Origin of the sequence: Proteiniphilum saccharofermentans (genome assembly GCF_900095135.1) — a bacterium.
GTDB lineage: Bacteria > Bacteroidota > Bacteroidia > Bacteroidales > Dysgonomonadaceae > Proteiniphilum > Proteiniphilum saccharofermentans.
On sequence record NZ_LT605205.1, the window covers coordinates 25,687 to 41,215 of the forward strand.

At 45.1% G+C, this 15,529-nt stretch carries 9 protein-coding genes; all 9 read left to right on the top strand.

The features are described 5' to 3' along the window. Window positions 1-127: 127 nt before the first annotated feature. The 9 genes from PSM36_RS00085 (at window position 128) to PSM36_RS00125 (ending at window position 15,402) form a co-directional block, all read left to right on the top strand. Window positions 128-2,221, top strand: coding sequence for a hypothetical protein (locus PSM36_RS00085; protein ID WP_076931946.1), 2,094 nt, complete (start codon window positions 128-130; stop codon window positions 2,219-2,221). A gap of 21 nt (window positions 2,222-2,242) precedes the next feature. Then, a complete protein-coding gene (locus PSM36_RS00090) occupies window positions 2,243-3,496 on the top strand; it encodes a DUF6786 family protein (protein WP_076928253.1) in 1,254 nt (417 codons plus the stop codon). 152 nt (window positions 3,497-3,648) lie between these two features. After that, window positions 3,649-5,097 carry an L-fucose:H+ symporter permease gene (gene fucP / locus PSM36_RS00095; protein ID WP_076928255.1) on the top strand — a complete coding sequence of 483 codons (1,449 nt, stop codon included), beginning with the start codon at window positions 3,649-3,651 and terminating at the stop codon, window positions 5,095-5,097. Between the two features lies 1 nt (window position 5,098). Beyond that, window positions 5,099-6,733, top strand: a complete 1,635-nt coding sequence (locus tag PSM36_RS00100; RefSeq protein WP_076928256.1) for a ribulokinase — start codon at window positions 5,099-5,101, stop codon at window positions 6,731-6,733. A 366-nt stretch (window positions 6,734-7,099) separates the two neighbouring features. Further along, a complete protein-coding gene (locus tag PSM36_RS00105; RefSeq protein WP_076928257.1) occupies window positions 7,100-8,116 on the top strand; it encodes a LacI family DNA-binding transcriptional regulator in 1,017 nt (338 codons plus the stop codon). Between the two features lie 141 nt (window positions 8,117-8,257). Continuing rightward, window positions 8,258-9,193: a dihydrodipicolinate synthase family protein gene (locus tag PSM36_RS00110; RefSeq protein WP_076928258.1), complete on the top strand. Its 936-nt coding sequence runs from the start codon at window positions 8,258-8,260 to the stop codon at window positions 9,191-9,193. 57 nt (window positions 9,194-9,250) lie between these two features. Next, window positions 9,251-10,264 carry a PKD domain-containing protein gene (locus PSM36_RS00115; RefSeq protein ID WP_076928259.1) on the top strand — a complete coding sequence of 338 codons (1,014 nt, stop codon included), beginning with the start codon at window positions 9,251-9,253 and terminating at the stop codon, window positions 10,262-10,264. A 43-nt stretch (window positions 10,265-10,307) separates the two neighbouring features. After that, window positions 10,308-13,721, top strand: coding sequence for a SusC/RagA family TonB-linked outer membrane protein (locus tag PSM36_RS00120; RefSeq protein WP_076928260.1), 3,414 nt, complete (start codon window positions 10,308-10,310; stop codon window positions 13,719-13,721). A gap of 13 nt (window positions 13,722-13,734) precedes the next feature. Further along, complete coding sequence (locus PSM36_RS00125; protein WP_076928261.1) at window positions 13,735-15,402, top strand: SusD/RagB family nutrient-binding outer membrane lipoprotein; 1,668 nt, start codon at window positions 13,735-13,737, stop codon at window positions 15,400-15,402. The last annotated feature ends 127 nt before the right edge of the window (window positions 15,403-15,529 follow it).

A 15,529-nucleotide genomic window follows, 5' to 3' on the forward strand; every position in this document is an offset into this window, starting at 1 on the left:
GTCGGGACTATGTAGTGATAATTTACTGATTTGATGATCCCGGTAAGTCGGGACAACTTGTCCCGATCCTTCGGAAACTTATCCCGATTTTTCGGGAAATAGTAGTGATTTTGATGATTTGAAAGATATGATAAAGAGGCTTATTTATACAGTGTTGGGTATGGTTATAATTTTCTCTTCCGTGGTGCAGGCACAGGATGCGGAGGTAGGGAGCCAATCTTTGCCGATGGAGCTGAAGCTGCCCCGTTCATTGGAGAAAGCTGTTCGGAAAATCCAATATAACCTGTTGGGGAGTGAAAAGGGGGCTAGCCGGATCGAGGTACTGGACGAGAATTGTCTTCACATACAGTTCAACTTCTCTCCCGGCCAGACTGTTCGCCAGGATGACTGGCAGGTGGTTGTCACTCCCGGGTTTACCCCGTCTTTCCATTGGGCGCCCCACCTTACACCTACCGGCAGCCATATTATCGACCAGCATGTATTCCGTTCTCCGGCACTGATCGTCGCCGATGACCGGCAGGTGATTACCCTGATCCCCGATCTTGATATTATGAAAAAGGGAACTCCAGTAAGGTGGTATCTTGATCTCGATGCTGAAAATAATCGCCTGGTATTGGGGATGAGTAACAGCAGGGTCGACGATCATGTCCTGTTTGTCCGTAAACCGGGTGCTGAGTATCCGGCAGGAGAAGTGGAGATCGGATTTTTCCTGATGGTGCATAGTGACGAAGCGTCACTAAAAAACCCTTTCAGGAGGCCACTCGATTTCCTCTGGAATCGTTGGGGGCATGATCTTTATCAGGCCGGGAATCCGGTAGATGCCGATTTGGAACGATATGTGGAGCACACCTATAACTGGGCTTTCAACAGTTGGGCGGATAACGTATGGCAGGAGTTCGAACTGGACGGTAAGAAGGTCGGTTCACCGGTTTTTATCGTGAATGTCACGCAGAGCCCCAATTATCCGGGAGAAGTCAATGAACGGGAATTCCGTTCGGTATGGAATCAGGCCTGGTTTAGTTCCCTGCGTTCTGCCGGCGGATTGTACCGGTATGCCAGAAGGACCGGCAACACAGCCTTGATGGAAAAGGCGCTGCTTACCAAAGAACTGGCTCTCTCTTTTCCGAAGGTTGAAGGTTTCTTTTACGGCTTGATCGGTACAGAGATGCATGAAGTGGAGATCGATGGGAGAAAATATAACCGTAGTAAGGGATGGGATACCTACTACTGGGGAAATTCGAACCGGAATCCTTATACCTGGAATGCAGCCGAATCACCATTCCATATCCTCGATATGAGCTGGACGGCGTTGCTGATGCTTCGTTGGTATGATGAACTGGAAAAGGACGAACGATTACTTCATTATGCGGAGCAATACGCCGGATCATTACTCGGTATCCAGTCGGAGAATGGTTTTTTCCCGGGATGGCTCGACCTGCGTACGCTGCAACCCATGGCTCACCTGAACGAATCTCCTGAGACCTCTATGTCGGCGACCTTTCTTTTGAAACTCTATGAGCTGACCGGAAAACAGGAATATAAGGAGGCAGGCCTTAAAGCCATAGATGCGGTAATCCGGGATATTATCCCTACGGGGAGATGGGAGGATTTCGAAACCTACTGGTCCTGTTCACGGTACGGGTCGGATCATCTGGTCGGGAAAAAGGTTATCCGGAACAATATGTACAAACAGAATAATTTCTCCATGTTCTGGACGGCCGAAGCACTGTTCGAATGTTACCGGCTAACCAGCGACCGCCGATATCTGGACCAGGGACAGCGTACCCTCGATGAATTACTGATGACACAGGCTTCGTGGCAGCCACCCTACATGTATGTGAATGTGCTTGGCGGTTTCGGGGTATTGAATGCCGATGCCGAATGGAACGACTCCCGCCAGAGCCTGTTCTCTGAGTTGATCCTGCAATACGGGAAACTTTTGGACAGTGATGAGTACAATGGGAGAGGGTGGGCTGCGCTGAAAGCTTCGTTTGTAATGATGTATAGTCCCCTGAATCCTGTCACCAAAGCACAATGGGAAAAAGTGTATCCCTTCTTCGGAGAGGAAGATTATGGCTTTATGATGGAAAATTACGGCCATGGAGGGCGTACCAGCCCCGAAGGTGAAGGAATGGGAGAATTTACAATATACGATTGGGGAAACGGTGCTGCTGCGGAAGCCTATAACCGTATTCTCGATAAATTCGGAAAAATTGAATAAAAGCTTTTAAATAATACACAAATGAAACTAAAACAAATCTATCGCAGTGTACTGCCTGCCATAATCGGGGGTGCAATTTTACTCTCCTGTACAGGCAACAGGAAAACATCAGGAAATATGGAAAAGGAATATGAAAAGGGGACTTTCGGATATGATCTTAACTATCTGTCCGAAAAAGATGAGGGATTGATCGTACTGAAGTCGGAAGATGAAAAGGCACAAATAATCCTGTCGGCGAAGTATCAGGGAAAAGTATTTACTTCTACGGCTAATGGACCGGAAGGTAATAGTCACGGATTTGTAAATTACAACTTCTTCGATGCGGGTATAGTAGATGAACATATGAACGGCTTCGGCGGAGAAGATCGTTTCTGGCTCGGCCCGGAAGGGGGGAAGTATTCCATATTTTTTGAGCCGGGGAAAGAGCAGGTATATGATAACTGGCATACTCCCAAAGCCATCGATATCGAAGAGTGGGAGGTAAGCCGTGTGACTCCCAAAGAGGCTGTTTTTGTCAAGGAGATGGAACAGAAGAACTACTTGGGGAGTCTCCTGAATATTGCGATAGAACGGAAAGTTGCATTGCTTTCCCCCAGTGAAATAACGGGTAAATTGCAGGTTGAAATCCCTGAAGGAGTGAATGGGGTGGCCTATGAAACAACCAACAAAATTGTCAATGGCAATGATTTCGAATGGACCCCGGAGACCGGTACGGTCTGTATATGGATGCTCGATATGTTCAATCCTTCCGAAGCTGCCGTAACTGTGATCCCTTATAATACCGGTGACGGGAAGGAACTGGGTAAGGTGGTGACATCCGATTATTTCGGTGAAATTCCTGCCGATCGGCTGGTTGATGATAATGGTATCCTCTATTTTAAAACCGATGGAAAATCAAGAGGCAAACTGGGAATGAATGCCAAACGCACCAAATCGGTCGCGGGAAATTATGATCCGCTTGCAAAGCGATTGACCATCGTGACATTTGATACTGATCCGGATGCGACCTATTTGAATCAGGAATGGAATCCTGACAGGGATCCGCTTGTAGGAGATGCGTTGAATGCTTATAACGACGGTCCGTTGGAAGACGGAAGCATTATGGGCCCCTTTCTGGAGCTTGAAAGCTGTTCGCCCGCTGCATTCCTGAAACCGGGAGAGTCGCTGTCGCACAGACACAACGTATTCCATTTCACGGGCGATGAGGCAAGCCTTTCTCCTATAGCTGAGAAATTATTGGGAGTAAGCCTTGATAAAGTCAGGAATATCTTCTAAATAAGTTCTCTTCTTAACTTCTTGACTTCAGACTTCTTAAATAGTTATTTAAAACAATAAGGGACAGGAAATAAGAGCAAATATCGATTGTTTGAAAGTTGATTTCAAATATCCTTGTTCTTTGTTCTTGACTCTTTATTCTAAACAAAAATATGAACACAAATAATGTAGAAAAGCACCGATTGATCCCTCCCGGGATCCTGTTCCCTTTTATTCTTCTTACTTCGCTCTTCTTTATCTGGGCGGTACCCAACAATATGACCGACACTATGCTGGCGGCGTTCAAGCGCATCATGAGTCTTACCGATACGCAAACAGCATGGATCCAGGTAGTTTGCTATCTTCTCGGGTACGGTTGTTTCGCACTTCCCGGAGCAATTTTTATCAAGAGACGCACTTTCAAGTCAGGAGTATTGTTAGGACTTCTGCTTTGTATAGTGGGGTCGATGTTGTTTTATCCGGCTATGCTGGTAAATGATATCAGTTCACCGTTGAGTTTCGCTACCTATCTTTTCGGTATATTCATATTGTTTGCAGGATTATCAGTACTCGAAACCTCGGCCAATGCGTATGTCTATGCACTTGGTGATCCGATAACGGCCACCCGCAGATTGAATTTTTCCCAATCGTTCAATCCATTTGGTGCACTGACCGGTGTGCTGGCCAGCCAGATATTTGTCTTATCTCAGTTGAATACCATGACGGCCGGCGAAAGGGCTGTCCTGAGCGGGTCAGAACTGGTTGCCATTCAACGGGGTGAACTTAATGCAGTCACCATGGCCTATCTGATCCTGGGGGCAGTGATGCTGGTATTATTACTGCTGATCATATTCACCAAAATGCCGAAAGCACAAGACGACGATAAGAGTTTGGACTTGAAAGCGACATGGAATCGGTTGAAAAAGAATAAGAATTACATCTGGGGAGTATTGGCACAGTTTTTCTATGTGGGTGCGCAGATCGCAGTCTGGTCGTTCATCATCCGTTACGCCATGCAGCAACTCGATTTGGACGCAGTGATTGCCGGTCTGGGTGCAAATCCTTCGCAGGAAGCAATTATCGGGGCACTGCGTGGTGTGGAGCCGGTGGCCGGAGGTTTTTATTCCCTGAGTGAATTCCTCGGGTTGGATGCACTGTTACCTCGTACGGCAGAACAGGCCGGAGCTACTTACTATATCTTGTCGTTGGTATTGTTCGTCGTAGGACGCTTTATCTGTACCTGGCTGATGAAATATACCCGGCCGGTAAACATATTGTCAGGATTGGGCATTCTTGCGGTAATCTGTTCACTTTTGACGATTTACGGAGAAGGCTTTGTGGGAGTATATGCCTTGATGGGTATTTCGGGTTGTATGTCCGCCATGTTCCCCACTATTTATGGTCTTGGTATGAGAGGACTGGGAGACGATACCAAGATTGCCGGTTCGGGCATGGTAATGGCGATTGCCGGTGCAGCGTTACTGACACAGATGCAGGGTATCCTCTCCGATCAGGCGGGGAGCATTAAATTCGCCTACTGGGTACCTGCCGTCGCATTTATTATCATTACTTATTATAGTTTTACGATTGCACGCAGCAAGAAGTTGGGTAACGGAAAATAGTATGGATATGGAAAAGTTAGTCATAGGTATTGATTATGGTACCGATTCATGTCGTGCGGTAGCATTAGACACCGCGTCGGGGAAAGAGCTGGCGACAGCGATCTCCGGTTATATCCGCTGGAAAAAAGGATTATATTGTGATCCTTCTGCCAACCGGTACCGGCAGCATCCGCAGGATTATATTGATTCACTTGTGGAGGTGATTCACGATTTATTGGCACAATTATCACCTGATGAGGTGAAAAATATTGTTGCTCTCGGAATTGACACGACGGGGAGCACACCCTGCCTGACGGATCGTGACGGCACACCGTTGGCATTGCTGCCTGAATATGCCGACGATCCCGATGCAATGTTTATTCTCTGGAAAGATCATACTTCTATCCGGGAGGCAGATGAAATCAATGCCCTGGCCCGTAAATGGGAGACCGATTTTACGTCCCGCTCCGGAGGAATCTACTCTTCAGAGTGGTTCTGGGCAAAAGCGCTGCACGTACTTCGTGCAAATAAAAAAATAAGAGAGAAAGCCTGTTCCATTATTGAGCATTGCGACTGGATGCCGGCATTATTGACGGGAAATCTGCGGCCTGAACAGGTGAAGCGTAGCCGTTGTGCTGCGGGGCACAAAGGAATGTGGGCGTCAGCATGGGGCGGTTATCCGTCGCAGGAGTTCCTTTCCGCACTCGACCCCTTGTTCGGGGGATTTGCAACCCGTCTGGAGAACAAAACTTACACAAGCGATGTCTCTGCCGGAAAACTGACTGATGAATGGGCAGAGCGGCTCGGACTACCTCACAACGTTGATGTGGCCGTCGGTATTCTCGATGCGCATGCCGGAGCTATTGGTGCGGGGATCACGGCGCACACGATGGTGAAAATTGTCGGTACCTCTACCTGTGATATTGTGGTTACCCCCAAAAAGGATATAGCCGGGAAGCTGATCCCCGGGATCAGTGGTCAGGTAGACGGGTCGGTTATCCCCGGCCTGATAGGTCTCGAGGCGGGACAATCTGCTTTTGGCGATGTATATGCCTGGTGGAAGGAGATACTTTCCTGGTCGTTGAACCTGCTCCCGGAAGAACAAAAGAGAGAAATAATAGCGCAGATATTGCAGAAGCTGACCGAAGAGGCGGAAAAACTGCCGGTAACTGAATCGGATCCGGTGGCGACCGACTGGTTGAACGGACGGCGTACCCCCTTTGCCGACCTCACATTGAAGGGAGGCATTGCCGGTATCACTTTGGCTACTACCCCTGCGCATATCTTCAAAAGCCTGGTGGAAGCCACAGCTTTCGGTTCCCGTGCTATTATGGAGCATCTTGAGAAAGAGGGTGTACAGGTGAATGAGGTGATTGGAGTGGGAGGTATTTCATTGAAATCATCCTATGTGATGCAGACACTCTCCGATATCATGGGCGTACCTATCAAAGTGGCGGCTACACAACAGGCAGGAGCGTTGGGTGCCGCTATGTGTGCTGCTGTCGCGGCAGGTGTTTTTCATAGCATGGAAAGTGCCCTCGAATCCCTGGGGCAGGGTTATAAAACCGTATACGTTCCCCGTGTGGAAAACCGGGAGACGTATGATGTGTTGTATGAAAAATACCGGCAACTGAACCGGTTCTTGGAAGCAAGATAAACTGATAATTATTAATTTGTCTCTATCCAAATATAAAACCGGGATTGCCTGTTCAGCTTGAGCAGGTGGTTCTGGTTTTAATTTTCAATTGTTTTCTTGATCTTCTATAAAACATCTTTGTATCACAAAATTACAGTGTAAAATATATCTTTTTTTGTAATAAATACACCCCTAAAATAAATAAATTATGTACCAAAACCTAAGATAAAATCGGAATATTTTGTAACAAAACCAGGGATTGTACGGTATTGAAGTAACATAATTTGTACCAGACGTAAAAAGATGTTGTAAAACATATAAATTTATTTTGCTAAAACGATTTAATGAAACTATTTTTGTATTTCATTCTTATTCTTTCACCTGCAAATGGAAAAAAAGGTATCGATAAAAGATATTGCGAAAATGGTAGGTGTCTCGCCCGCCCTTGTTTCAATGGTATTGAACGGGAAGGCTGAACAATACAGGATCGGGGAGGAAGTTGCCAAGCGGGTTGTTGAGACTGCGAAGGAGATGCATTATGCGCCAAATCTTGTCGCAAAAAATTTACGGTCCGGAAAAACTCAATTGGTAGGTTTGATCGTTACCGATATTTCCAATCCCTTTTATTCGGCAATCGCAAGAATTGTAGAAGATAGGGCCAGCGAATTGAATTACACCGTGTTAATCAGTAGTACGGATGAAAATCTGAAAAATACCGAAAGGTTGGTGGATGTGCTGCTCAACAAAGGAGTAGAAGGATTGATACTGGTGCCATGCGATGGTTCGATGAAGCTTATCCAAAGACTTTATGACAGCCATTTCCCTACAGTGTTGCTTGACAGATATTTTCCGGATATAGATTTGAGTTCATCCTGTTTGGATAATTACAGGGCAACGGAACTGGCCACGGAGCATTTGCTCGGACAAGGATATAAAAACATCGCGTTGATCGCTTATAATACAGAAATGCATCATATTCTGGATCGTGTTTCGGGATATGAAGACACGATGAAAAATGCGGGACTAAGTGCTTATGTACATGTCAGGAAGGTGAATATCCTGAATCCGAGACCGGGTATCAGGGAAGCATTGGAGGAATTGATCCACAGGAAGCATGTGGATGCCATTATGTTTCTGACCAATATGCTTGCTACCAATGGATTGTATTGCTTGAATGAAATGAATGTGAAAATACCGGAGGATGTTGCTGTAGTGGGGTTTAATGGAAATGATGCATTTAATCTCTTTTATTCACCCATAACCTATATCAGGCAACCGATCGAGCAAATTGCAAAAGGATCAATAGATATATTGATCAAGCGCATTAAGAAAAGTAATTATAAATCAAAACTATTTTTAGAGCCGGAATTGGTGATTCAACAATCATCTCAAAGAATCTCGTAAGAAACCCTGGAATTGCAGTTAAATTATAGATACAATATACATATAAGCTAAAACGATTTAGCTATTGTTGAATGAAAAGTGAGATGAGAACAGGCTTTCCGTCTGTGGATAGAGTAAGAAACATATAATAAAAATAATCGTATGATAAACAGGAAAATAAAACCACTTGAAGGGATTATTGTCCCTCTTGTAACGCCATTGTGCGGTAATAACCGGATCGACATAGATGGATTGAGTAATCTGGTTGAGCATGTGGTCAGAGGAGGTGTGCATGGAATTTTTATCCTGGGCACCACCGGAGAAGCGCAGAGCTTAAGTATGAGCCAACGTGAAGAGATGATAAAAGAGACAAGCCGTATTCTGGGGAATCGGTTACCTTTGTTGGTCGGTATTTCCGATACATCCCTTACTGACAGCACCGCTTTGGCTCAAAAGGCATATGAGTGTGGAGCATATGCCGTTGTTGCCACTCCACCCTATTATTTTGCTACGGCACAGTCGGAGCTGATTGATTATTTCGAGAATCTGATTTCCTTGTTGCCACTTCCCCTATTCTTGTACAACATGCCTGTTCATACAAAAGTGACATTTGATCCTAAAACGATTAAGCGAATTGCTCAGAATGAGAAAGTGATCGGTTTTAAAGACAGTTCCGCCAATGGTACTTATCTCCAGACAGTAATGTACACCATGAGAGATGATCCTGAATTCATGATTTTTGTAGGCCCGGAAGAAATGACAGCCGAAATGGTGCTAATGGGCGCCCATGGAGGGGTAAACGGAGGAGCCAATTTATTTCCTGAATTATATGTTGAACTGTATGGTGCGGCTAAATCACACAATATTGAAAAAGTGAGGCGTTTGCAACAAAAAGTGATGCAAATATCTAGTGGTATTTACAGCAAAGGCAAGTATGGTTCCAGTTATTTGTTAGGGCTCAAATGCGCCTTGTCAGTAGCAGGAATTTGCAGTGATTTTCCGGCGATGCCTTTTACCCGTTTCGATGAGGAATACAGGAATAAAATAGAGCAGGAGATGGTAAAAATAGAAAATCTACTGCATACCGGAAAAATGTAATTAAATCATTATAGCGAGAATTATCCATGTTATTAATCCAAAAAACGCAACAATTGTATGAGAAGAGTTATCTATTATCTTTCATCCGTTTTTTTGTACTTGCTGGTTTTCCTTTTTCCGGCATGCTCAGACGACGGATCAAAAACAGATCTTCCGCTTTCTGCTGTAATTTTTCACAGTATAGACGGAAAACAGGTTGCTTTTACGGCACTTACCCATAGTGCTGTAAGCTGGGAATGGGATTTTGGGGACGGAAACGTCAGTACTGAGAAAGATCCTGTACATGTCTATGAAGAAGGGGGTTATTATATTGCCACATTAACTGCAAAGGACAATGCCGCCAATTCGGTATCTACGAAAGTGAATCTGGCAGTTTCACTCACCCCATATGCTTTGCTGACAGGAGACCATACAGCCGAAGGGTATGATGGCAAAACATGGAAACTGACCATGTCGCATACTGTCAATGACAAGTTGGTGAACTCCGATGCGAACTTCTCATTACTTGCCCCCAATATTCCGTCGTTACCGGCCGGGGCTTTTAGTGTATATGTAGGACTGCCTGAAGCATATAATGATGAGTTCACTTTTTATTATGATGGTCGTTACAGTCATAAGACTACTGATGGTACCTCTTTTGGAGGAATCGTATACGCCACTGTATTGCAACAGATGGGATTATCCGAGATTACTAAAGTGGGTGGAAAGGCGGCATTAGGACAGGATATTTTCGCATTGACCACCTATACACCTGCGGAAAACGCCATATTTGTATTGAATGAGAATGAAAATTTCACTATCCCTACTGCTCCCGATTTCGCGACCGGTACGCAGCCTCCCGGCATCCCTGTAGTGACCTATCCGGGTGTGATGACATTAGATTTTCCTGATTCAGATGCATTTATCGGCATACGGGATTTTCACCGGAAAGTGATTGTACAGGAGATCACGAGCAGTTCCATGAGATTAGTGATGTTTATGACTCTGGATCCCAGGGCAATAGTAAACCAGAATCCTCTGATTGCTTTGAGCACTTCTGCAGCAATACTTACATTCGAAGCAGTTAATTAAACCTATTCAAACCAATGTAAACATGGAAGCAAAAAATTTGCCAATGAATAAATATCAAAACTGGTATAAAGTGATTCTGTCTTTGGCTTTTCTCCTCTTATCTATAGGAGTTGGTTCTGCAGAGACAACCGATACAAAGCAAAATACAATAACTCTTACCGGTAAGGTTACGTCTGCCATTGACGGGATGCCACTTATCGGAGTCAGTATCGTTGTAAAGGGAACTGCCGAGGGTACAGTCACTGATGTGGAAGGGAATTACAGGCTTAATGTGCCCTCAAATGCAACGCTTGTCTTTTCCTATATAGGACATATTACACAGGAAATAGCGGTTGAAGGCCGTACAAGTATCAGTATTGTCATGGAAGAGAGTACTGAAACGTTGAGTGAGGTAGTAGTGACAGCGCTTGGTATTGGACGTGAAGAGAAATCACTCGGTTATTCCGTTGGAAAACTGGGTTCTGAAGAACTTGCCAAAGTGGTTCATGAAAATGTGCTTACTTCAATGGCCGGTAAAGTGACGGGGGTCACCATCAACTCGACCGGGGGAGCAGGGTCTACTGTCAGTATGATCATCCGGGGAGCTACCTCCATGAGTACTGATAACCAACCATTGTTCGTGATTGATGGTGTGCCTATGACCAGCTCCGTAAATAATGTCGGTGGTTTTGGTAATGGCAACTTGGTCGACTATGGAAATGCTATTTCAGATATCGATCCGGAAAGTATTGAAAGTGTTTCTATCCTGAAAGGCCCCAGTGCTGCGGCGCTCTATGGTACCCGTGCCGGTAACGGGGTTGTACTTATCACTACGAAAAAGTCAGACCGGAAAGGCGGAATGAAAGTGGAAGTGGTTTCAAATACTGTTTTCGATATCCCGTCAAAGTACCTGGATGTGCAGAACCGCTTCGGATTTGGCGCCAGAAGCTATACCGATGCTACTTTCCCCGGAGGGATCCTTCCTCCTTTCAGTCCCTCGGAACAGGCCGGTGCAGGCCCCGAACTGAACAAAGGTTATTGGCAGGTCCAGCCCTTTGCACCACTCGATGCCAACGGTGTCCCAGTACCTACGGAATTGGTTTCCTATCCCGATAACTACAAGAACTTTATTAATGGTAGTGCCATCACTACTACCAATAGTGTGGCGATATCAAGCAGTAGCGACAGGGTGAATTACCGGCTCGGTGTATCCAATATGACCAATAAAGGTTTGGTTCCTAATTCGGATCTTAACCGGAACAATCTGACACTTGCAGCCTCATCGGAGGTAGTGAAAGGGCTTACTGTTAGTACCGATATTAACTATACACAGAATTGGGCGGACAACAGGCCGGCCACGCAGGAAAGGGGCGCCAATCCTCTGCAATGGGCTGCCTGGACACCCCCCAATGTGGATATCCGCAAAATGAAAGATTATGATCTTGGCGGGGGACAAGTGCTTACCATAGGTGAAGGCTGGGAAAATCCCTACTTCCTTGCGTATGGTATCAATAACAGTTTCAAAAGGAACAGGCTTATAGGGAATGTTTCCGCTACCTGGGAGATAACTCCGCAATTGAGCCTTATGGGAAGATACGCGCTGAACAGATCGGACGAGACAAGGGAAACGAAAATAGATCCGGGATATTCCCAGGAACCCAATAATGGAGCGTATGGTATTGTTACCAGTGAAAGCACTGAAACCAATGCTGATGTGCTGGCTACTTATAAAAACCATTGGGATGATTTCTCTCTTACGGCTTCTGTCGGAGGTAACCTTCTCTATTCCCGTTGGGCGAATGTGAGTAATTCATCGAAACCGGGATCGGGATTGATTATTCCCTATCTTTATACGATCCAGAATATTGAAAATACTTCGCTAAACTATTCTAATGCCCGTTACGAAAGGGCAATCAACAGCCTTTACGCAACGGCTAATCTGGGATGGAAAGACATGATTTACCTCGATCTGACAGCGAGAAACGACTGGGCCAGTACACTTCCTGCGGAAAACAGATCCTATTTCTATCCTTCTGCCTCATTGAGCCTTCTGCTGAATAATATGATTGATATGGGGAGGAATGTAAATCTTCTCAAACTCAGAGGAGGTGTTGCCCAGGTAGGGAATGACACCTCTCCTTACAGCCTTTATGCCACCTATTATGATGTGGGACAATGGGGTGATGCGATCCGACTCGGAAAACCGGGTGATCTCTTAAATCCCATTCTGCTACCGGAAGAATCGAAATCTTACGAAATAGGGGTGGATCTGAAAATGTTCAATAATAGGTTACGTTTCGAAGGTACTTACTACCAGGCAGATAATCGCAATCAAATCCTTAGTGTACCATTGGCAGGGTCGGCCGGATTCAACAGTATAAAGATCAATGCCGGTCTATTGCAAAGCAAGGGCGTGGAATTGATGCTTGGCTTTACGCCTATTGAAACCAAAGACTGGAGATGGGATCTGAATGCGAATTTCACAAAGAATAAGACTTGGTTGTTGGAACTGTCTGAAGGAACCGACTTTGTTGAGTTCTGGAATGAAGCCCGGGTGAGGAATATTGCCTATGCGAAAGATGAATCCTTGGGCAGGGATGGGTTGATTGGAAATCTTTATACCCGGAAAATACTGAGAGTAACCGATAAAAATTCTCCCTATTACAATTATCCCTTGTTACCGGAGAATGACGAAGATGCCGAATGGCAGTCTGAAGACGACTATTCCAAAGTGGGCAATTACAACCCCAATTTTATTATGGGACTCCAGACCTCTATCACCTACAAGAATTTTACTTTGAGCATGACGTTCGACTGGCGGTCGGGAGGACAGTATGTGTCACAAACCTGGCGTTACCTCACCGAGGGGGTTGTTTCAAACACATGGCTCAACCAGTTGATTACTCCACCTGAAGGATTGGGTGGTGGTCCGAGTCAGGCGCTTCGTGACTGGGTGGTAGCCAATGCCGACAGGTTGATTTATACCAATAATCCAAGGCCTGTCGGTGGACCCACTCCTGATTTTGGTGGATACTACAATGATTTCTATACCGGAATTGGAGCATACGACGGTGTTTTTGCTCCAGGCGTATACGGCCATTATGACGATAACGGTAATTTTATTCTCAGTAAGGAAAATCTTGGCAATGAGGGTACTGAATTCAGACCTTATGTAATGAGCTATCCCTGGGATATTGGAGAAGCTAACCTGTTCGATGCCGACTATATAAAACTGAGAGAGATCTCTTTGAATTACAGGGTTCCCGATAAGGCTGCCCAGAAACTGAGAATGAGAGACCTGAATATTTCGGTCTATAGTAGGAACATTATGCTTTGGGCGAAAAGTGCCGGCATGGGGATAGATCCTGAAAGAGCCTATCAATCGGGTAGTAACGGAAGTTTCAAGCAAGGTGTCGAACGTTTTAACGCCGAGCCCTGGGTTGTTCCGGTTGGGTTTAAATTAAGTTTTACTTTTTAATCGAAAGAATGTCATGAATAAGTTAAAAAGCAGTTTTATCATATTTTTAACGCTGATACTCGGATTTATCGTTTCATGCAAGGATCTGGATGAACTGAATATCAATCCGAACGGTGTTGATCCGTCAATCGCCGATGTAAACTTCCTGTTGCCTACAGTCCAGACGAATATAGGGCAGACCGTTTATAATATTGGCTTTGGCACATTCTCCGGAATTATGCAACATACACAGCAGACAGGCTGGTTCGGCGGATATAATAATTATGATTGGAATACCCTTTCGCATAGCTGGAATGGATATTACAGTATTTTGATGAATAACGATGAGTATTTCAAAAAGGCAGTTGAACATAATTACGAGTTCCACGAGGGAGTAGCCCGGATCATGAGGGCTTATGTTTTCGGCCTGATCACCGATATATGGGGCGATGCACCTTATAAAGACGCTCTCAAGGCCGAACAGGGGTCAGACCATTTTATGCCGGCTTTTGATCCGCAACAGGAGATTTACCATGGTATCCTTGTCGACTTGGACACAGCCAATACGCTCTTGTCGAAAAGTGCGAATGAGTATCGCAACATTGTGGCCAAACAGGATGTGATATACAGGGGCGATGTCTCCAAATGGCAGAAATTTGCGAATTCACTGGCCTTACGGTACTATATGCGATTACAGGCTAAAGAACCTACGTTTGCGGAAGAGGGAATCAAAAGAATTGCGAGTGATCCTGACAAATACCCGTTGATAAGGTTGGCCGGGGATGATGCCAATATCAGTTTTCCCGGTACTTCGAGAGCTACTTCCAACCCATTAAATACCGTGTATGATTTAGATCCGGCGGGTGCTTATATGAGGGTAAAAATGGGAAAAACATTGGTGGATGCCATGAGGGATTATAATGATCCGAGACTTGAGGTATGGGCTGAGAAAATAAAAATTCCGTTAAGATTGGTTTCGGGAACAGGTATAGATCGTATTGTAGATATTGATGATGATCATCAAATTCGTGAAGTGTCACAGGATGTGGTGACCGCTTTTGAGACCAATGGTATGAAGGTTGATTTTGATCCGGAGTATGCAGGAGTGACCATTTCCCATCCGTTGGTACAAATCTTTAATATGAACAATGCCAATGCATCTCAGGGAACCGTGAATCCGTATGCTTCCCATTTAAATAGTAGATATAGACAGACAGCCGATCCCCTTGTCCTGATGAGGTTGATATCAGCTGCAGAGGTCAATCTGATACTTGCCGAAGCTGCATTCAGGGGATGGATTGCCGGCAATCCGGCCGACTATTATGCCGAAGGTGTAAGGGAATCATTTAAAGCATGGGGAGTAGAAAGTGAATTTGACAGTTATATTGGAAATGTATCTTATGATGGACTGGAAAGTATTATTGAACAAAAGTGGATCGCCCATTGGACAACTGCACATGAAGCCTGGTTCGACTGGAGGAGAACCGGTTTACCGGCACTGAAAACAGGCCCGGCAGCTGTACGTCCTGTATTGCCTGTCCGTTGGTATTATCATACCTCCGATGAGATTGAGAAGAACAGAGCCAATGCCGAAGCGGCTATCGAAAGACTGGAAGCGACACCCTACCAGGGTACAGACCAATCTAAAAACAGTGCCTGGTCGAAGATGTGGCTTCTTCAGGGAACAGGTAAACCATGGTAGATAAATTAGGACCAAGAGCCAAGACAGCTTGTGAACTAAAAACTAAAAGTGAAAAGTTTGAGATGTTCTTTAATTGGTACATTAGTCTTGGTTCTTGGTTCTAAAAAATTATAATATAAATAAATAT